Origin of the sequence: Antarctobacter aquimaris (assembly GCF_900184945.1) — a bacterium.
Lineage (GTDB): Bacteria > Pseudomonadota > Alphaproteobacteria > Rhodobacterales > Rhodobacteraceae > Maliponia > Maliponia aquimaris.
Window position 1 is genome coordinate 61,944 of sequence record NZ_FXYF01000012.1, and the last position, 17,779, is coordinate 79,722.

20 protein-coding genes are annotated in these 17,779 nt (G+C 68.4%); 6 read left to right on the top strand and 14 right to left on the bottom strand.

Features of this window, described 5'->3' with window-relative positions:
• Positions 1-11: 11 nt before the first annotated feature.
• Genes MAA8898_RS18825 through MAA8898_RS18840 form a run of 4 tightly spaced genes read right to left on the bottom strand, consistent with a single transcriptional unit; the run spans position 12 to position 2,989 of the window.
• Entirely contained in the window at positions 12-755 is a 744-nt protein-coding gene (locus MAA8898_RS18825; protein ID WP_094022573.1) for an SDR family NAD(P)-dependent oxidoreductase, read from the bottom strand.
• Entirely contained in the window at positions 752-1,771 is a 1,020-nt protein-coding gene (locus MAA8898_RS18830) for a ketopantoate reductase family protein (RefSeq protein ID WP_094022574.1), read from the bottom strand. Before MAA8898_RS18830 ends, MAA8898_RS18825 begins: the two co-directional genes overlap by 4 nt.
• Entirely contained in the window at positions 1,764-2,480 is a 717-nt protein-coding gene (locus MAA8898_RS18835) for a creatininase family protein (protein ID WP_094022575.1), read from the bottom strand. The genes MAA8898_RS18830 and MAA8898_RS18835 overlap by 8 nt, the downstream gene beginning before the upstream one ends.
• Entirely contained in the window at positions 2,477-2,989 is a 513-nt protein-coding gene (locus tag MAA8898_RS18840) for a MarR family winged helix-turn-helix transcriptional regulator (protein ID WP_245853485.1), read from the bottom strand. The genes MAA8898_RS18835 and MAA8898_RS18840 overlap by 4 nt, the downstream gene beginning before the upstream one ends.
• Before the next feature lie 232 nt (positions 2,990-3,221).
• Between MAA8898_RS18840 and MAA8898_RS18845 the strand changes: the two genes are divergently transcribed.
• From MAA8898_RS18845 to MAA8898_RS18865, 5 genes are all read left to right on the top strand, one after another.
• The gene (locus MAA8898_RS18845) at positions 3,222-4,808 is read left to right on the top strand and encodes an ABC transporter substrate-binding protein (protein WP_094022577.1); all 1,587 of its coding nucleotides are present in this window, start codon (positions 3,222-3,224) and stop codon (positions 4,806-4,808) included.
• 71 nt (positions 4,809-4,879) lie between these two features.
• The gene (locus tag MAA8898_RS18850; RefSeq protein WP_094022578.1) at positions 4,880-5,854 is read left to right on the top strand and encodes an ABC transporter permease; all 975 of its coding nucleotides are present in this window, start codon (positions 4,880-4,882) and stop codon (positions 5,852-5,854) included.
• Positions 5,851-6,732, top strand: a complete 882-nt coding sequence (locus MAA8898_RS18855) for an ABC transporter permease (protein ID WP_094022579.1) — start codon at positions 5,851-5,853, stop codon at positions 6,730-6,732. Before MAA8898_RS18850 ends, MAA8898_RS18855 begins: the two co-directional genes overlap by 4 nt.
• The gene (locus tag MAA8898_RS18860) at positions 6,729-7,712 is read left to right on the top strand and encodes an ABC transporter ATP-binding protein (protein ID WP_094022580.1); all 984 of its coding nucleotides are present in this window, start codon (positions 6,729-6,731) and stop codon (positions 7,710-7,712) included. The genes MAA8898_RS18855 and MAA8898_RS18860 overlap by 4 nt, the downstream gene beginning before the upstream one ends.
• Positions 7,709-8,716, top strand: a complete 1,008-nt coding sequence (locus MAA8898_RS18865; protein WP_094022581.1) for an ABC transporter ATP-binding protein — start codon at positions 7,709-7,711, stop codon at positions 8,714-8,716. Before MAA8898_RS18860 ends, MAA8898_RS18865 begins: the two co-directional genes overlap by 4 nt.
• A 15-nt stretch (positions 8,717-8,731) precedes the next feature.
• Here the strand turns inward: MAA8898_RS18865 and MAA8898_RS18870 are convergent, their stop codons facing one another.
• The 8 genes from MAA8898_RS18870 to phnG form a co-directional block, all read right to left on the bottom strand.
• Complete coding sequence (locus MAA8898_RS18870; protein WP_094022582.1) at positions 8,732-9,925, bottom strand: alpha-D-ribose 1-methylphosphonate 5-triphosphate diphosphatase; 1,194 nt, start codon at positions 9,923-9,925, stop codon at positions 8,732-8,734.
• Between the two features lies 1 nt (position 9,926).
• On the bottom strand, positions 9,927-10,532 hold the full coding sequence (gene phnN, locus MAA8898_RS18875) for a phosphonate metabolism protein/1,5-bisphosphokinase (PRPP-forming) PhnN (RefSeq protein WP_094022583.1): 606 nt from the start codon (positions 10,530-10,532) through the stop codon (positions 9,927-9,929).
• A complete protein-coding gene (phnL, locus tag MAA8898_RS18880; RefSeq protein WP_094022584.1) occupies positions 10,529-11,212 on the bottom strand; it encodes a phosphonate C-P lyase system protein PhnL in 684 nt (227 codons plus the stop codon). Before phnL ends, phnN begins: the two co-directional genes overlap by 4 nt.
• 63 nt (positions 11,213-11,275) lie before the next feature.
• Entirely contained in the window at positions 11,276-12,052 is a 777-nt protein-coding gene (gene phnK, locus MAA8898_RS18885; RefSeq protein ID WP_094022585.1) for a phosphonate C-P lyase system protein PhnK, read from the bottom strand.
• Positions 12,049-12,900, bottom strand: coding sequence for an alpha-D-ribose 1-methylphosphonate 5-phosphate C-P-lyase PhnJ (locus tag MAA8898_RS18890; protein ID WP_094022586.1), 852 nt, complete (start codon positions 12,898-12,900; stop codon positions 12,049-12,051). The genes phnK and MAA8898_RS18890 overlap by 4 nt, the downstream gene beginning before the upstream one ends.
• Complete coding sequence (locus MAA8898_RS18895; protein ID WP_094022587.1) at positions 12,897-14,012, bottom strand: carbon-phosphorus lyase complex subunit; 1,116 nt, start codon at positions 14,010-14,012, stop codon at positions 12,897-12,899. Before MAA8898_RS18895 ends, MAA8898_RS18890 begins: the two co-directional genes overlap by 4 nt.
• The gene (gene phnH / locus MAA8898_RS18900; RefSeq protein ID WP_094022588.1) at positions 14,013-14,576 is read right to left on the bottom strand and encodes a phosphonate C-P lyase system protein PhnH; all 564 of its coding nucleotides are present in this window, start codon (positions 14,574-14,576) and stop codon (positions 14,013-14,015) included.
• Positions 14,576-15,031, bottom strand: a complete 456-nt coding sequence (gene phnG, locus MAA8898_RS18905; RefSeq protein ID WP_094022589.1) for a phosphonate C-P lyase system protein PhnG — start codon at positions 15,029-15,031, stop codon at positions 14,576-14,578. The genes phnH and phnG overlap by 1 nt, the downstream gene beginning before the upstream one ends.
• Positions 15,032-15,112: 81 nt before the next feature.
• Here phnG and phnF point away from each other — a divergent pair, with 81 nt between their 5' ends.
• Positions 15,113-15,844: a phosphonate metabolism transcriptional regulator PhnF gene (gene phnF, locus MAA8898_RS18910; protein ID WP_094022590.1), complete on the top strand. Its 732-nt coding sequence runs from the start codon at positions 15,113-15,115 to the stop codon at positions 15,842-15,844.
• Positions 15,845-15,881: 37 nt separating this feature from the next.
• On the opposite strand, the gene MAA8898_RS18915 is transcribed toward phnF, so the two are convergent.
• Positions 15,882-17,042 carry an alpha-hydroxy acid oxidase gene (locus MAA8898_RS18915; protein WP_094022591.1) on the bottom strand — a complete coding sequence of 387 codons (1,161 nt, stop codon included), beginning with the start codon at positions 17,040-17,042 and terminating at the stop codon, positions 15,882-15,884.
• On the bottom strand, positions 17,030-17,773 hold the full coding sequence (locus MAA8898_RS18920; RefSeq protein ID WP_094022592.1) for an SDR family oxidoreductase: 744 nt from the start codon (positions 17,771-17,773) through the stop codon (positions 17,030-17,032). Before MAA8898_RS18920 ends, MAA8898_RS18915 begins: the two co-directional genes overlap by 13 nt.
• Between the last annotated feature and the right edge of the window lie 6 nt (positions 17,774-17,779).

The window sequence follows — 17,779 nt, forward strand, 5'->3', positions numbered from 1 at the left end:
GGTCTCTCTCTTCAGGTGATGCCGCCGTCCACGCTCAGGATCTGGCCGGTGATCCAGCCGGCCTCCTGCGAGGTCAGAAAGGCTGCGGCGGCAGCGATGTCTTCGGGCGTGCCCAGCCGGCGGGTGTGGATGCGGCCCAGCAATTGCGCCTGTCCTTCCGGGCCGTAGGAGTCCCACTGGCGGCGCGACGAGGGATTGGACAGGATGAAGCCGGGCGCGATGGAATTGACGGTGATCCCGTGTTGTCCCAGTTCGAGGCTGAGCTGCTTGGTCAGCCCGACCAGCGCGTGTTTCGCGGCGGTGTAGGCGTGGATTCCGGTCAGGCTGGGCCGCAGGCCAGCGCCAGAGCTGATGGTGACGATGCGCCCCCAGCCAGCTGCCTTCATCGCGGGGACAAGCGCCTGGGACAGGTAGAGCGTGGCGTCGACGTTGATGGCAAAGATGTCGTGCCAGGCATCGGGCTCCACCTCTTCCAGCGATGTCCCGACCTGGCCGCGCACGCCGCCCGCGGCGTTGACTAATATGTCCGGCGTGCCGTGGTCCTTGGCGATCCGTTGCATCAGCGCCTTGACCGAGGCCTGATCGCCGAGGTCGGCGCCGTCGCAGGGCAAGTCGAGGCGGCCAGCCGCCTCGTCCAGCGCGTCACCCGGCAGGTCCGTCACGATCACCCGCGCGCCATCCGCCGCCAGCCGCGCGGCAATCGCCGCGCCGATGCCGCCGACCACCCCGGTCACAAGCGCCGTGCGGGCGGTCATCTCAGCACCTTGGTCAGTTCGTGGAACGTGTCCGCCGACATGTCGCGGCGGCCGTCCTCGATGTCGTGGATCAGCTCCACCAACCGGCGCAGCAGGGGCGTGTCGATGCCGTGCCCGGCCGCGATCTCGGCCACTGTGCCAACCTGCGGATCGACCTCGGTCTTGCGCTTGCGCACGGCCAGGTCGCGGTAGATGCCGGTATGCGTCTTGGCGGTCTTGGAGTTGAAATCGGCCAGGGCGGCGAGGCTTTGCAGCGCGGCCGCGTCGCCGGCACCGGGCATGAAGGCGGCCGGGTCGAACCCGTTGAAAGGCTTCGGCGCGACCACCTCGGCCAGGGCTGTCTGCATGACCTCGCGCGCCAGTCCCATCAGCGCGGGGCCGCGCGCGGGGTCGGCAAAGTTGGCCGTCATGCTGTCCGGGGTCAGCGCGGTGGCGAACAGCATCGCGCCATAGCCCAGCTTGCCCCAGAGATAGGCCCAGATGTCGTCGGTCAGGACGGCGTTCGGCTCGAACACCTGCAACAGTTCGAACATCTCGCGCGTCCGGTCGCGCTGGCTGCCGTCGATCTCGCCCACCACGACCGCGCCCCGGTTGCCGAACAGGATGCGGCCGGGGCCGATCCAGTCCGCGCCGTAGTTGACAAAGGCCCCCATGGTCCGCTCCGCACCCACATGCCGGGCGATCACGCGCTCATTGAGGCCGTTCTGGGCGGAGAGGACATAGCCGTCCTCGGCCAGGTGCGGTGCCAGCGCCGCCAGCGCGCCCTCGGTCGCCTGCGCCTTTACCGCCAGCACGATTCGGCGGTAGGTGCCGGTCAGTTGTTCGGGCGTGACGCAGGGCACGACCTGGGTGAACTCCTCGACCGGGCCTTCGATCGCCAGGCCGCTGGTGGCGCAGGCGGCGACATGCTCGGGCACGATGTCGACCATCAGCACCGGCACCCCGGCCCGGGCCCAGTAGGCCCCGAGGATACCGCCGATGGCCCCCGCGCCCCAGATCAGAACCGGCTCAGTCATGACCGACCTCGGCCCAGGGCCCCTCCAGCGCGGCGCGGGTTTCGGCCACGCCGGTCTCCCAGATCGCCAGCATGTCAGCGTCCGGGCGCTGCCACGGGCCGCCGAAGGACCCGTCGCCCAGCAGGTCACGCACCTGCGCCGGCGGGCAGGCCTTCATCGCCGCCATGTCGACCGGGGCCTTTTCGCCCTCCGGCGCGGGGGCATGGGCCAGGCGCGTCCAGGGAAAGTTCTCCATCCAGTTGGCGTGCGACCCGGTGGTGTCGATGGACTGCGCCTTGGCCCAGGTCGCGGGGGCGTTCCACCAGTTGTGGAACTTGATCGAGGTGTCGCCGTATTCGCCCATCAGCTCCTGCGCCAGCGCGCCGACGGGATTGTTGCCGCCGTGCCCGTTAACGATCAGGATCCGGCGAAACCCGGCCCGCCGAACCGACGCCACGACATCCCGCATCACCGCCATCAGCGTTTCGACCCGCAGGCAGATCGTGCCGGGATAGGCGTTGAAATAGGGGGCCAGGCCGTAGGGCATCACCGGAAAGACCGGGATGTTCAGCGGCTCGGCGGCATCGACCGAGACCTTTTCGGCCAGGATCATGTCCACGCAGAGCGACAGCTGCGCATGCTGTTCGGTCGACCCGATGGGCAGGATGCAGCGCGGATCGCGGCCGGCGGCCGACTCGACGTCACGCCAGTTCATGTCGGCGACCTTCATAGCGTCTTTCCTTCCTTTTTTGTCGTCTTGGCGGGCCGCGCCTCGGGCGGCAGCGCGCTGGCCCAGCTTTCGGCGTCCAGCACCACCTTGGACAGCAGTTCGAACAGCATCTGGCGTTCGCCGTCCGACAGCACCGTCAGCATCCGTTTTTCCTGCGCCTCGAAGGCGGGAACGGTCTCGTGGAACAGTGCCCAGCCCTTGTCGGACAGGTGCAGCGCCTGCTTGCGGCCGCCGCCGGGGGCCTTGTCGCGGGCCTCGATCAGGCCCATCAGTTCCAGCCGCCGGATCGCCCGGCTGAGGGTGTTCTTGGGAAAGCCCGAGGTGCGCGAGATGTCCCGCGCGCTGCCGCCATCGGCCAGGGCCAGCGAGTACAGCACGACATATTCCAGCCGCTTCAGACCGTAGGTGTCCTGCACCCAGGTGTAGAGCGAGGTGTTGTAGAGCAACGCCAGGTAATTGATCCGAAAGGTGAAGGGACAGGGGTTATCCCACAGCTTGGCATCCAGCATGTCCGGGGCGCGTTCCTCTTGGGGCGTGCCGGGATTCTCATCCGTGGCGGGCTGGGGATCTGGCATAATTTCAAGGACCACAGGGCTGACCGGATTGAGTTCCAGATTGAACTTGACTGGTACATTATCTCCCCACATTCTTTGAAAGCAAGTTCCAAATGGAACACACGCTGGGCAAAGGGCGACACGGGACGGGGTCTGCTGCCTGTTCCAACAACAGGAAGGAAAACTCATGAAACACCAGAAATTCCTTACGCCTCTCGCGTTTGCGCTGGGCTTGACGGGGGCGGGCGCGGCCATGGCGCAGACCCTCACGATGGGCGTGCGCGGTGGCCCCGAATCGATGGACCCGCATTTCTCGGCGCTGGGCTCGCATGCCGAAGCCGCCAAGCATATCTTTGACACGCTTGTCTGGTCCGGCACGGACCTGCAGATCGAACCGGGACTGGCGACCAGCTGGACGCCGGTCGACGACGACACCTGGGAATTCAAGCTGCGCGAAGGCGTGAAGTTCCACGACGGGTCCGCCTTTGACGCCGAGGACGTGAAGTTCTCGATCGAGCGGATCCCGGTCGTGACCGGCCCGACGACCACGGCGATCTACGTGCGCCGCGTGGCCGGTGTCGACATCATCGACCCTCACACGATCCACATCCACACCGATGGCCAGGCCGCGACCCTGCCCAACGACTTCATCCGCCTGTTCATCGTCTCGTCCGAGGCGGCGGCGGACTACTCCACACCCGAAACCGCTGCGCAGGGCTTCAACTCGGGCGCGGCGACCATCGGGACCGGCCCCTACAAGTTCGTCAGCTGGGAGCCCAAGGGCGACCTCGTGCTGACGCGCAACGACGATTACTGGCGCGGCATGGGTCCATGGGAAACCGTGATCCGCAAGGAGATCCCCAACGACAGCTCGCGCCTGGCGGCTCTGAAGGCGGGGCAGGTGGACGTGATCAACTACGTCTCCTCGATCGACTACCTGGCGCTGGAGCAGGACCCGAACATCGACGCGGTCATCGGCGACAGCGTCTACATCATGAACCTGCAACTGGACCAGCGCGAGAAAACACCGCTGGTGCGTGCCATCGACGGTTCGGCGCTTGCCGAAAACCCGCTGCGCGATCTCAAGGTGCGCCAGGCCATCGACTTTGCGATCGACCGTGACACCATGGTGGACATCGTGCTGGAAGGCCTGGGCAAACCGGCCAACCAGATGATGCCGCCGGACTTCTTCGGGTCGAACACGGACATCCCGATGCCGGCCTACGACCCGGCCAAGGCCAAGGCGCTTCTGGCCGAGGCGGGGTATCCCAATGGTTTCGAGGTGGATCTCTACTGCACCGCCGACCGCCTGCCCGGCGATGGCGCGATCTGTCAGGGCTTGGGCCAGATGCTGACCCAGGTGGGCATCAAGACCAACGTCAACGCGATCTCCAAGACGGTCTACTTCCCGGCGCAGGCGCGGCTGGAATACTCCATGTTCATGAACGGTTGGGGCACCCTGACCGGCGAGGCGTCCTACACGCTGGGCGCATTGGCGCATTCCAACGATCCCGAGGTGAAGCTGGGGGCCTTCAACCGCATCGAATACAAGAACGCCGAGGTCGACGCCCTGCTGCAGTCCGCCGCCACGATGATGGACGCCGATCAGCGCCGCGCCACCTACGAAGAAGCGATGGCCAAGATCATGGCGGACAAGGCCTATATCTCGATCGTGCAGCTTCAGACGGTCTGGGGCGCCAAGGCGGGCGCGCTGAAGTTCGAGCCGCGGTTCGACGAGGACACGCTGGCCTTCTTCATCACGCCGGCCAACTGACCGGACGATGTGACACGCGGCCGGGCGGCTCCCACGCCGCCCGGCAGTCGCTGTGTGCTTAGGGAGACCCGATGCTCGGCTTCATCATCCAGCGATTTCTGCAAGCCGTGCTGGTCATGGCCGTCATGTCGGTGATCGTCTTTTGCGGCGTCTACGCCATCGGCAATCCCATCGACATCGTGATCCCGCCCGAGGCCACCGCCGATATCCGGGCCGAGGCGATCCGCCGACTGGGCCTCGACCGGCCGCTGTATGAGCAATATTTCATCTTCATTTCCAACCTGTTGCAGGGCGACCTGGGGCGGTCCTTCGTCTACAACGTGCCGGTGCTGGAGCTGATCGGCGGCCGGCTGCCCGCGACGCTGGAACTGGTGCTGATCTCGGTGATCTCGGCAACCGTGCTGGGGGTCGGCCTGGGCGTCTACGCCGGCTACCGGCCCGACAGCTGGGTCTCCAAGACGATCATGGCGGTCTCGGTGCTGGGGTTTTCGGTGCCGTCGTTCTGGGTGGGGCTGATCCTGATCCTGTTCTTTGCCGTCAACCTCGGCTGGCTGCCGGCGGGTGGCCGGGGCGACACGGTCGAGATCTGGGGCGTCGCCTGGTCCTTTCCCACGCTCGACGGGCTGTCCCATATCGTCCTGCCGGCGGTCAACCTGGCGCTGTTCAAGCTGGCGATGATGATCCGCCTGGCCCGCGCCGGGACACGCGAGATCATGCTGACCGACACCATCAAGTTCGCCCGCGCCGCCGGTCTGTCAGAGGCGACGATCCTGCGCCGCCACCTGCTGAAACTGATCTCGATCCCGATCATCACGGTCTTTGGCCTCGAACTGGGATCGACGCTGGCCTTTGCGGTGGTGACAGAGACGATCTTTTCCTGGCCGGGGGTGGGCAAGCTGATCATCGACAGCATCACCGTGCTCGACCGCCCGGTGATGGTCGCCTACCTGATCCTCGTGGCCTTCCTCTTCGTGACCATCAACTTCGTGATCGACCTGGTGTTTGCCCTGATCGACCCGCGGGTGCGCCACGGGGCTTCGGCATGAGCACCCCCAGCACGCCGCTGCGCCGCTTCTGGGCCGAGTTCCGGGAAAACCGGATCGCCGTCGTCGCCCTTGTCGTCGTCGCGGCGATGATCCTGCTGGCGCTCTTTGCCCCTCTGGTGTCGCCGCAGGACCCCTATGACCTGGCCAGGCTGTCGCTGATGGACAGCCGCCGACCGCCGGGGTTTGTCGGCTCGGGCGGCTACACCCATGTCCTGGGCACCGATCCGCAGGGCCGCGACCTCTTGTCGGCGATTTTCTACGGGCTGCGCATCTCGATCCAGATCGGGCTGGCGGCGGGCTTTGTCTCGCTGACCATCGGCACGACGCTGGGCATCCTCGCGGCCTACCTGGGCGGCCGGATCGAGGCGCTGATCATGCGGCTGGTCGATCTGCAACTGTCCTTTCCGGCGATCCTGCTGGCGTTGGTGATCGTCGCGCTGCTGGGCCAGGGCAAGGCGCAACTGATCGGTGCGCTGGTGGCGGCGCAATACGCCTATTTCGCCCGCACCGCCTATGGCGCGGCCAAGGCCGAGCGCGGCAAGGACTATATCGAGGCAGCGCTGGCCACGCCGCTCAGCGGGCGCCTCGTGGTGTGGCGGCACATGCTGCCCAACTGCGCGCCGCCGCTGATCGTGGTCGCCACCGTGCAGATCGCCAATTCGATCTCGCTCGAGGCGACGCTCAGCTTTCTCGGCCTGGGGTTGCCGGTCACCGAACCGTCGCTGGGCATGCTGATCTCGAACGGATTTCCCTACATGATGAGCGGCCGCTACTGGATCTCGGTCTATCCGGGCGTGGCGCTGATCATCCTGATCGTGGCGATCAACATCGTCGGCGACCAGGTGCGCGACCAGTTCAATCCGAGGCTGCGCAAATGAGTGATCCCGTCCTCAGCGTCCGCAACCTGAGCACCCATTTCTTCACCCGCGCGGGCGTGGTCAAGGCGGTGTCCGGCGTGTCGTTCGACCTGGCGCGCGGCGAGATCATGGGGCTGGTCGGCGAAAGCGGATCGGGCAAGACCGTCACCGGCTTTTCCCTGATCGGGCTGGTCGATGCCCCGGGGCGCATCGTCGAAGGCACGATCAAACTCAACGGCACCGAGCTGACGACCCTGTCGGAACGGGCGATGCGCAGCCGGCGCGGCAGCGAGATCTCCATGATCTTCCAGGATCCGATCGCCACGCTGAACCCGATGCTGACCATCGGTCAGCAGATGAAGCTGGCCATCGACGCCCATGAACGGCTGAGCGCCCGCGCCGCCGAAACCCGGGCGGCGGACCTGCTGACGCAAGTGGGCATTCCCTCGGCCCGCGCCAGGCTGCGCGCCTATCCGCACGAGTTCTCGGGCGGGATGCGCCAGCGGGTGGCCATCGCCATCGCGCTGTTGCACCGCCCCGCCGTGATCGTGGCGGATGAGCCGACGACGGCGCTGGACGTGTCGATCCAGGCGCAGATCCTGTTCCGGATGCGCGACCTCGCGCGCGAAACCGGGACGGCGATGATCTGGATCAGCCATGACCTGGTCGTGGTCTCCAGCCTCGCCAGCAAACTGGCCGTGATGTACGCGGGCCGCATCGTCGAACAGGGGCCGACCGCCACGCTGCTGCGCCATCCGCGCCACCCCTACACCGCCGGACTGATCGCCTCGCTGCCGGCGATGGCGCAGCCGGGCACGCCCCTGACGCAGATCCCCGGCACCACGCCGTCGCTTCTGTCGCTGCCGCCGGGCTGCCCCTTTGCGCCGCGCTGCGACCGGGCAACCGAGGCCTGCAAGAGCGACCCGGAGATGACCCTGCACGGCAACCGGGGCTGGCGCTGCTTTCACCCGGTGGGACAAGACGCCGAGGCCCCCGCATGACCGCCTTTCTGACCATCGACAACGTCAGCCGCCTGTTCGGGCCCAACCTGACCACCGGCGAAAAGATCGCCGCCAAACTGGGCGCCAATGTCGAAACGCGCTCTGTCCGCGCCGTCTCGGATGTCACGCTCTCGGTTCGCAAGGGCGAGACGCTGGGCCTCGTCGGGGAATCCGGCTGCGGCAAGTCCACGCTGGGCCGCCTGATCGCGGGCATCCTGCCGCCGTCCTCCGGCACCGTGACGCTGGACGGAGCGCCGGTGATGGCGCGGGGGACCAAGGTCACGACCCGCGTGCAGACCGTGTTCCAGGACCCATTCGCCAGTCTCGATCCGCGCATGAAGGTCGGTGCAACCGTGTCAGAAGGCCCGATTGCCCACGGACTGACCACCAAGGCGCAGGCGCGCAGCTATGTCGCCGGCTGGTTCGACCGTGTCGGGCTGGACCCCGTTTGGGTCGACCGTTACCCGCACCAGTTCTCGGGCGGCCAGCGGCAGCGCATCGCCATTGCCCGCGCGCTGGCCATGCAGCCCGACGTGCTGATCTGCGACGAGCCGGTCGCCTCGCTCGACGTGTCGATCCAGGCGCAGATCATCAACCTGTTCCTGGAACTGAACCGTGACCTGGGCCTGACCTGCGTGTTCATCAGCCACGATCTGTCGGTCGTGCAGCACCTCAGCGACCGCGTCGCCGTGATGTACCTGGGCCGCATCGTCGAACTGGGACCGGTGGCGCAGGTCTTTGGCACCCCGGCGCACCCCTACACCGCCGCCCTGTTCGGCAGCGTGCCCAAGCTGGTGCTGGATGCCGACGAACTGGTGCATTTCGACACCATCGAGGGCGAGGTGCCTTCGCCGCTGTCGCCGCCCTCGGGATGCGCCTTTCACCCACGCTGTCCGCTGGCGACCCCGACCTGTGGCGCAACCGCGCCCGCGATGCGGCCGGTGTCGGAGCTGCGGTCCGTCGCCTGCCACCATTTCGAAGAGCAACTGGCCAGCACGGCCTGACCGGCTCGCCCGGTGTCAGGCCACCCTTGCGCCCCGGCTCCAGACCCCGCGCAACAAGGGTGTTTCGCCGAGCAGCCCGACACTCAGGAGATCGCCCCGCAGACCGGGTGCAAGCCTGCCCCGGTCCGACAGCCCGGCAGCGCGGGCCGGGGCGCCGGTGACGCAGGCGACGGCGCGGGGCAGATCGTTCCACAGGGTAGCCAGCCGGAAGGCCGACAGCAGCAGCGCCGAGGGCACATAGTCCGATGACACGATGTCCAGCAATCCTGCCTCCGCCAGGTCCCGCGCGGCCACGTTGCCGGAATGCGATCCGCCCCGGATCAGGTTGGGCGCGCCCATCATCACCGCGATGCCCTGGGCACGGCAGGCCTCGGCGGCCTCGCGGCTGGTCGGAAACTCGGCAAAGCCGACGCCATGCGCGTGCGAGATGGCCACCTGGTCGGCCGTTGTGTCGTCATGGCTGGCCAGAACGGCACCATAGCGGCGCGCCTCTGCCACCGCGCCGGTTTCGTGCCGCGTGCCGATCCGCTGCCGCAGCGCCTTCAGGCCCGCGACATGGGCGACGAATTCCGCATCGGTCATGCCGCGCTTCTTGGCGACATAGGTCTTGAGCGCGGTCAGGTCGCGGAACTGGCGCTGGCCCGGCGTGTGATCCATCAGGCTGACGATGCCGACGCGATCCTGTGGCCCGAAGGCGGCCATTTCCTCCAGCAGCGTTTCCGAGCAGATCTCGGCCCGCAGGTGCAGGAAATGGCTGATCCTGAGGTGGTTCGCCGCGCGCAGGCCCATCAGCTCGTCCGCCAGCGCGCGGGCATAGGGCCGGTGGCGCCCCTTGCCGTCGTGGATCGACCCCACGCGCATCGCGTCAAAGACCGTGGTGATCCCGGCCGAGGCCAGCTCGGCGTCATGGGCCAGGATCGCCGGCAGGTGCGGCCAGTCCACGCCGGGGCGCGGCTCGATATGGCGTTCCAGGTTGTCGGTGTGAAGCTCGACCAGCCCCGGCAGGACCAGGTCGCCGCCGCAATCCACTGCGCCTGAGGGGACGCGATCAGCCTCGACGATCTCGGCGATCATGCCATTTTCGATGGTGATATGGCCGGTCAGCACGCAATCCTTGAGGACCAGGCGCGCATTCGCGAGGCACAGGGCAGGCGGGGATTCACCATCCTGCGGGGCGGCGCGCGGCGCGGAGGGGAAGGCAGAGGTCATGTCACGTCCTCCAGTCACGGCGCGCCGTCTTGTCGGCGGCGGGGTCTTGCGTGGCGCCGTCGGGGGGCTGTCCCCTCCGCAGGGCTGCCAGCGCCCGCGCGACGGTCTGCGGCAAGGGCCCGTCATTGGACAGCGTGACGGTCCGAAGGCCGGGGGGCAAGGGCTTGGCCGCGTCTCGCAGGCGCCGGGCGATGTCATCGCCGCTTTCCCGCCCACGATCCGCCAGCCGCCGCGCCAGGACCTCGGGCGCGGCGGTGATGTGGAGAACCAGCAGGCGCGGAAAGGTCGCCGCCGCCTCCGCCAGGGTGCTGCGCGAGAGGTTCGCCAGGCAGTCCATGCCGGTCCGGACTTCGTCCAGCACCCGCGCGGGGATGCCGTAGCGCAACCCGTGCGCGTCCCAATGCAGGCAGAAGGCGCCTTGGGCCACGGCCTCGGCAAAGGCCTCGGGTGTCATCGCGTCAAACACCTCGCCGCCCAGGTCCGGTGCGCGGGTGATGACGCGGCGTACCAGCCGCATCTCGGGCGCCTGCGCGGCGATCCCCGCCAGGACGCTGTCCTTGCCGACGCCGGAAGGCCCGACCACGGCGATCAGCCGCCCGCCGGTCATGCCGCGGGCACCGGGGCAAAGCGCCCGACGTCGATCTCGCGGTCGCAGACCCGGGCGCGCACCGCCTCGTCATGGAAAATGCCGACGATGGCCGCGCCGCGCGCCTTCGCCTCGTCGATCAGGTCCAGCACGACCGCGCGGTTGGCGGCGTCGAGGCTGGCGGTCGGCTCGTCCAGCAGCATCGCGGGGTAGGCAAAAGCAAAGCCGCGCGCGATGTTCACCCGCTGCTGTTCGCCGCCCGAAAAGGTGGTGGGTGACAGCGGCCACAGCCGTCGCGGGATGTTGAGCCGCGTCAGCAGGACGCGCGCGCGGTCCTGCGCTTCTTCGATGGGCACACCCACGGCGCGAAGCGGCTCGGCCACCACGTCCAGCGTCGGCACGCGCGGCACGACGCGCAGGAACTGGCTGACATGGCCCAGCGTCTCGCGCCGCAGGCGGATGATATCGCGCGGCTCGGCGCGGGCCACGTCGACGCCACCCATGCGGATGGACCCCGAGGCGGCACGGTAGTTGCCGTAGATCATGCGCATCAGGGTGGACTTGCCCGCGCCCGAGGCGCCGGTCAGGGCGACACATTCGCCGGGCGCAACGGACAGCCGCGCGCCGTCCAGCACCCGGATCACCGCGCCGCCCTGGGTGTGCAGGGTAAAGGTCTTGGACAGGCTCTCGATCTCGATCATGGCTTCTTCTGGCTGAAAATACCCTCGGGGGTGCGGGGGCAGACAGCCCCCGCGGGCGACGTCTCAGACCTGCAACACGCTGGACACCAGCAACTGCGTGTAGGCGTGCTGCGGGTCGTCCAGCACCTGGTCGGTCAGTCCGCTTTCCACCACGCGGCCGGAGTTCATCACCATCAGCCGGTCCGCCAGCAGCCGCACCACGGCCAGGTCATGCGTCACGATCACCGCCGACAGCCCCATGTCGCGCACCAGCCCGCGCAGCAGGTCCAGCAGCCGTGCCTGCACGCTGACGTCCAGCCCGCCGGTCGGTTCGTCCATGAAAACCAGCCGTGGCCCGGTGACCAGGTTGCGCGCGATCTGCAACCGTTGCTGCATCCCGCCGGAAAAGGTCGCAGGCCGGTCGTCGATGCGGGTGGAGTCGATCTCGACCCGCGCCAGCCAATCGGCCGCCCGGCCGCGGATGTCGCCGTAGTGCCGTGCGCCCACCGCCATCAGCCGTTCGCCCACGTTGCCGCCGGCGCTGACCCCCATGCGCAGCCCGTCGCGGGCATTCTGGTGGACAAAGGCCCAGTCGGTGCGGCCCAGCATCCGCCGTTCCGGTTCGGACATGGTCACGGTGTCGCGCGGGCCGTCGGTGCGGGTGTCATAGATCGCCTGGCCCGCGAACGGGGCCAGGTGCCCGGCCAGACAGCCCAGCAGCGTCGACTTGCCCGACCCGCTTTCGCCGACGATCCCCATGACCTCGCCGGGCCAGAGGTCGAACGACACCTCGGCGCAGCCCAGGTGCGCGCCGTAACTCTTGCTGAGGCCGCGCACAGACAAAAGGGGCGTTTCGCTCATGCCGCGTCCTTTCCGCGAAAGCCTTGCGCTTGCCGGGTCTCGCAGTAATCGGTGTCCGAACAGACGAACATCCGCCCGCCCATGTCATCGGTGATCACCTCGTCCAGGTAGCTGTCCGCAGCGCCGCACAGCCCGCAGGGATAGTCCGCCTTGGACGGCTCAAAGGGGTGATCCTCGAAATCGAGGCTGACCACCTGCGTGTAGGGTGGCAAGGCATAGATGCGCTGCTCGCGCCCCGCGCCGAACAGCTGGATTGCCGGACAATGGGCCAGCTTGGGGTTGTCGAACCGGGGGATCGGCGAGGGGTCCATCACATAGCGGCCTTCGACCTTGACCGGGTAGGCATAGGCGGTGGCGATGTGGCCATGGCGGCTGATGTCCTCGTAGAGCTTTACATGCATCAGCCCGTAGTCCGCCAGCGCGTGCATCTTGCGCGTCTCGCTCTCGCGCGGCTCAAGGAACCGCAGCGGCTCGGGGATCGGCACCTGGTAGACCAGCACCTGGCCTTCGGTCAGCGGGGCCTCGGGGATGCGGTGGCGGGTCTGGATGACGGTCGCCTCTTCGGTGCGGGTGGTCGTGGCGACCCCGGCGGTGCGGCGAAAGAAGCTGCGGATCGACACCGCGTTGGTCGTGTCGTCTGCGCCCTGGTCGATCACCTTCAGCCGGTCGTCCGGAGTCAGCACGGCGGCGGTGACCTGCACGCCGCCGGTGCCCCAGCCGTAGGGCATCGGCATCTCTCGGCTGGCAAAGGGCACCTGGTAGCCGGGAATTGCCAGCGCCTTGAGCAGGGCGCGGCGGATCATCCGTTTGGTCTGCTCGTCGAGATAGGCAAAGTTGTAGTCGGTCATCCGGGCTGCCCTCCGCCTTCGCCAGTGCCGTCATCGACGGGCGGGCCGCTCGCGCCTGCCTCGCGGCGCAGCTTGCGCACCAGTTCCAGCTCGGACTGGAAGTCGACGTAATGCGGCAGCTTAATGTGTTCGAGGAACCCGGTCGCCTGGATGTTGTCGGCGTGGTACAGCACGAATTCCGCGTCCTGCGCCGGGGCGCCGGTGAAATCCTCGCTCAGCTCCTGCCAGCGCAGCGCGCGGTCGACCAGCGCCATGGAGATCGCCTTGCGCTCGGTCTGGCCAAAGACAAGGCCATAGCCGCGGGTGAATTGCGGCGGTTCGGTCTTGGACCCCTTGAACTGGTTCACCGTATCGCATTCAGTCAGGGTGATCTCGCCGATCTCGATGGCAAAGCCCAGCTCGGGGATGTCCATCTCGACCGCGACGGTGCCAATGCGCAGCTCGCCGACAAAGGCGTGGGTGCGGGCATAGCCGCGCTGGGTGGAATAGGCCATGCCCAGGGTAAACCCTTCGTCGGCACGGGTCAGAGCCTGAAGGCGCAGGGCGCGGTCGGCGGGCATCGCCAGCGGTTCGCGCGTCAGGTCGGGCGGCGGCGTGTCGTCCTGCGGCGCCTCCTCGATCAGGCCTTCGCGGTTCAGAAAACCGGTCACATGCGGTACGGGACCGGGCTTGGCCTGGCTCTGCGGCGCTTCGGGCACCGCGCCCTCGGCGGCCAGCTTGAAGTCCAGAAGCCGGTGGGTGTAGTCGAAGGTCGGCCCCAGCACCTGCCCGCCCGGCAGGTCCTTGAAGGTGGCGCTGATGCGCCGGTCGCAAGCCATGGCGGCGGTGTCGATCGGCGTTGACGCGCCAAACCGGGGCAGGGTGGTGCGGTAGGCGCGGATGAGAAAGATCGCCTCGATCAGGTCGCCGCGCGCCTGCTTGATCGCCAGCGCTGCCAGGTCGGGATCGTAGAGCGAGCCTTCGGCCATCACCCGATTGACCGCGAGGCTCAGCTGTTCGCGGATCTGCGCAAGGGTGAGTTCGGCCACCGACGTGTCGCCGCGCCGTTCCTCGGCCAGCCAGGCATGGGCGTTCTCGATGGCGCGCTCGCCGCCCTTGACCGCGACATACATCTACAGGACCTCCGTCGAGCGTGGCAGCGCGGCGATGCGGTCGCCGCAGGTGAGCAGCGTATCGACCCCCAGCGGGAACAGCGCGTGATTGGCGCGGAAGGCCTCCGGGTCCGGCAAGGACAGCGCGGCGGTATCGCGGATGCCGGGGCCGCGCAGGGGTGTGCCATTCGCTTCAAGGGTAGGGCACTCCACGATCAACGTGGCCGAGCGGTCGGGATACTCCGGCGTGCCGACGGGGTAGGCAGACAGCGGGGCCAGCGCCTCCCATGTCCCCAGCGCGAACATTGCCCGCTCCGGGCCGACCACCGGTGCGCCGGTGTGAAAGGCGACCCATTCGCGCACCTCCGGGCAATCGGCTGCCCCGGCCAGGTGCAGGGATGTGTCGTTGTCGCAGAGCGTCAACAGCACGGCCCCGGCGGCGGGCGACAGCGGCGCTGGCGGCGTGGCCCCTGTGAGGCGATGGATCGTGCCGGGGCGCGCCATCGCCTCCATCACGGCGCGAAAGGCGTGGGCGGCCTCGATTGCCGGGGTGGCGAACCCGCCGTCCAGGGCATGGGCCTGCATCAATCCTCTCCCCGGACCATGGTGAAGAAATCGACCTTGGTCGCGGCGGCCTTGGCGGCGCGGGCCTCCGTGCGGGTGGCGCGCTCGGCCCGCAGCGGGTCCAGCACGGCCTGACGCAGGGTGGTGGCCGCATCGGTCTGCATCAGCGCATCGACCAGCGCGGCGGCTTCGGCATCCGCCTTGCGGCGGCCCTGCACGTAGGCGTGCCCGACCTCACCCGTCGTCAGGCGCAAGGCGCAGCGGGTCACGGTCATCTCGCCGAGGTTGAAGGGCGCGCCTGTGCCGCCCATGCGGCCGCGCAACATGACGCTGCCGATCTCGGGCGCGCGCAGCCAGGTAAAGGCCGGCCGGGTCCATGCCGCGTCCAGCAGAGCGGCAACCCGGCCTTCCGGCGCCTTGGCCATCAGGCCCATCCAGGCCTTGCGCTCGGCCTCCTGGTCGCTGAGGTCTTTCATCTCGACAACTTCGCCAATTCCTATACAACTAGACATATCATAGCAGGTTTGACGGATCGAGACAGCGGGGTTTTGCACAGCTTGGAGGACACTCAGGGCAGGGGCCGCGCGCGCACGCCGGTCTGGCAGGTGATCGCGCAGGCGTTGCGCGCCGACATCTCCGAGGGGCGGTATGCCCCCGGCGACAAGCTGCCCACCGAGGCGGCGCTGGCCCGCCGTTTCGGCGTGAACCGGCACACGGTGCGCCACGGGCTGGCGCAACTGGTCGAAGAGGGGCTGGTGCGCACGCGGCGCGGGTCCGGCGCCTTTGTCGCGGCGCGGCCGACCGACTATCCCATCGGCCGCAGGGTCCGGTTTCACGAAAACCTTGCCGCAGCGGGGCGCCGCCCGGACAAGGAGGTGCTTCAGATCGAGTGCCGCGCCGCGACCGACGGCGAGGCGCGCGCGCTGGGCATCGCCGGGGGCGATCCGGTCTGCGCCTGGCACGGGCTGTCGCTGGCCGACGGCCAGCCCATCGCGGTCTTTGAAAGCGTGTTTCCGCTGGCCCGCCTGCCCGGCATCGACACCGCGCTGGCCGGAACCAGCAGCGTGACCGAGGCGCTGCGCCAAGTGGGTGTGGCCGACTACACCCGCGCCTCGACCCGGCTGACCGCCGTTGCGGCGGATGCGGCGCAGGCGCTGCACCTGCACCTGCGCGAGGGCGATCCGCTGTTGCGGTCAACCGGCGTGAACGTGGATGCGGAGCTGAGGCAGGTGGAATACGGCCGCACCTGGTTTGCCGGTGACAGGGTGACCTTGACGCTGCAAGGCTGAGGCGACGGGTGCGCCACAGCCTTGCCACCGTTGGTCGTCAGCGCCCCGCAGCTGCGGTGCTGAGGTCGGAGGGACCGACCGCATCGAACGAGGTGGCACCGAGCTGGCCCAGCGCGCGCACCAGTTCCAGCTTGAGGATGTCCATCGCGCGCTGCGCGCCGGCAGCGCCCCCGGCGCCGACGCCAAAGGCCAGCGCCCGCCCGGCCAGCGCGAAATCCGCGCCCAGCGCCCGCGCGCGCAGCAGGTCCGCGCCGCGCCGGATGCCGCTGTCGATGAGGATGTTCATCCGTCCGTTCAAGGCCGCGGCGATGGCCGGCAGCGCCTCGATGGTCGGCGGGCCAAAGGCCACCTGCCGCCCGCCGTGGTTGGACACCACGATGCCGTCGCAGCCGATCTCGGCGCATTGCACCGCGTCCTGCGGGTGCAGGATGCCCTTGACCAGCAGCTTGCCCGGCCATCGGTCGCGCAGGCGCTTCAGATCCTCCCAGGTAAAGCCGGGCGTGATCAGGGTCTTTTGCACGTCGGCATAGGAGGTCGCGGCCTGCAACAGGTCGGCGTAGTTGGCGATGTTGGGTTTGCCGTGGCGCAGCGTCTCCAGCGACCAGCGCGGGTTCAGCATGAGCTGAAGCAGAACCTCGGGTGTGATGCGGAAGGGCACGGCCAGTTGGTTGCGGATATCACGATCGCGCTTGCCGGCGGCGGGGACATCCGCCGTCACCATCATCACCGGGTAACCGGCGGCGTCGGCCCGCGCGATCAGCCCTTCAGTCACCGTGTCGTCGCCCGAGACATAGAGCTGGAACCAGCCGTTGCCCCCGGCGGCCTCGGCAAGCTGCTCCAGGGTGGTGGAGGCGGCGGAACTGGCGACATAGGGGATGTTCTCGCGCAGGCACATCCGGGCCAGCGTCAGGTCCGCATTGGGCCAGAAGGCGTTCAGCATCCCGATCGGCGCCATGCCAAAGGGGGCGGCATATCGCTGGCCGAAGACGTCCACCCCGGTGTCGATCTGCGAGACGTCGCGCATGTAGCGCGGTGTCAGCTGCACGTCCTCGAAGGCCTCGGAATTGCGCCTCAGGTTGCGTTCGGATTCCGCCCCGCCATCGACCAGGTCGAAGGCAAAGCGCGGGATGCGACGGCGGGCCATGCGCCGCAGATCGTCGATGGAGGCGGCGCGGTCCAGTCCCATCAGATCGACCACCCGCCATCGACGGCAAAGGCCTGCCCGGTGGTAAAGGCCGACAGGTCGCCGGCCAGGTAGCAGACCATCTCGGCGATCTCCTCGGGTGTGCCGAGGCGGCCCATCGGCTGGCGCGCCTTGAACGCGGCCAGCGCCTTGTCGAAATCGCCGGTTGCGGCGAGGCGGTCGTTCAGCGACGGACTCTGCACCGTGCCGGGGCAGATCGCGTTGCAGCGGATGCCGTGCTGGACGTAGTCGGCGGCGATGGCCTTGGTCATGCCGATGATCGCCGCCTTGGAAGCGCCGTAGGCAAAGCGGCGCGGCGCGCCCTTCTCGCTGGAGACGATCGAGGCGATGTTGACGATCGACCCGCCGCCCGCTTCCAGCATCCCCGGCAGAACCGCCTTGGTCACGCGGAACATCGCCTTGGCGTTGAGGTCAAAGGAGCGGTCCCAGGCCGCGTCGTCGCAATCGAGGATGGTGCCGTCGTGCACCCATCCGACGCAGTTCACCAGAATATGCGCCGGTGCGATGGAGGCGACCAAGGCGGCGACGGCCTCGGCGTCTGTCACGTCCAGCCTTTGCGCCGTGATGCCCGGCGTCCCGGCGGCCACGGCCTCGACCGCCGCGCCGTCGATGTCGGCCGCGATGACCTTGGCGCCCAGCCGGGCCAGCGCCTCGGCCGAGGCGCGCCCGATGCCGTTGCCCGCGGCGGTCACAAGCGCGGTCTTTCCGTGAAGGGGGGTGTTCATGGGGTC

Coding starts and splice junctions, on each gene's coding strand:
- MAA8898_RS18840 (WP_245853485.1), bottom strand. CDS start 2,989: ATGCTGGATGCCAAGCTGTGGGATAACCCCTGTCCCTTCACCTTTCGG.
- MAA8898_RS18920 (WP_094022592.1), bottom strand. CDS start 17,773: ATGAACACCCCCCTTCACGGAAAGACCGCGCTTGTGACCGCCGCGGGC.
- MAA8898_RS18825 (WP_094022573.1), bottom strand. CDS start 755: ATGACCGCCCGCACGGCGCTTGTGACCGGGGTGGTCGGCGGCATCGGC.
- MAA8898_RS18895 (WP_094022587.1), bottom strand. CDS start 14,012: ATGTATGTCGCGGTCAAGGGCGGCGAGCGCGCCATCGAGAACGCCCAT.
- MAA8898_RS18835 (WP_094022575.1), bottom strand. CDS start 2,480: ATGAAGGTCGCCGACATGAACTGGCGTGACGTCGAGTCGGCCGCCGGC.
- MAA8898_RS18890 (WP_094022586.1), bottom strand. CDS start 12,900: ATGACCGACTACAACTTTGCCTATCTCGACGAGCAGACCAAACGGATG.
- phnK (WP_094022585.1), bottom strand. CDS start 12,052: ATGAGCGAAACGCCCCTTTTGTCTGTGCGCGGCCTCAGCAAGAGTTAC.
- MAA8898_RS18870 (WP_094022582.1), bottom strand. CDS start 9,925: ATGACCTCTGCCTTCCCCTCCGCGCCGCGCGCCGCCCCGCAGGATGGT.
- MAA8898_RS18845 (WP_094022577.1), top strand. CDS start 3,222: ATGAAACACCAGAAATTCCTTACGCCTCTCGCGTTTGCGCTGGGCTTG.
- MAA8898_RS18830 (WP_094022574.1), bottom strand. CDS start 1,771: ATGACTGAGCCGGTTCTGATCTGGGGCGCGGGGGCCATCGGCGGTATC.
- phnL (WP_094022584.1), bottom strand. CDS start 11,212: ATGATCGAGATCGAGAGCCTGTCCAAGACCTTTACCCTGCACACCCAG.
- phnG (WP_094022589.1), bottom strand. CDS start 15,031: ATGAAAGACCTCAGCGACCAGGAGGCCGAGCGCAAGGCCTGGATGGGC.
- MAA8898_RS18860 (WP_094022580.1), top strand. CDS start 6,729: ATGAGTGATCCCGTCCTCAGCGTCCGCAACCTGAGCACCCATTTCTTC.
- phnN (WP_094022583.1), bottom strand. CDS start 10,532: ATGACCGGCGGGCGGCTGATCGCCGTGGTCGGGCCTTCCGGCGTCGGC.
- MAA8898_RS18850 (WP_094022578.1), top strand. CDS start 4,880: ATGCTCGGCTTCATCATCCAGCGATTTCTGCAAGCCGTGCTGGTCATG.
- MAA8898_RS18865 (WP_094022581.1), top strand. CDS start 7,709: ATGACCGCCTTTCTGACCATCGACAACGTCAGCCGCCTGTTCGGGCCC.
- phnH (WP_094022588.1), bottom strand. CDS start 14,576: ATGCAGGCCCATGCCCTGGACGGCGGGTTCGCCACCCCGGCAATCGAG.
- MAA8898_RS18855 (WP_094022579.1), top strand. CDS start 5,851: ATGAGCACCCCCAGCACGCCGCTGCGCCGCTTCTGGGCCGAGTTCCGG.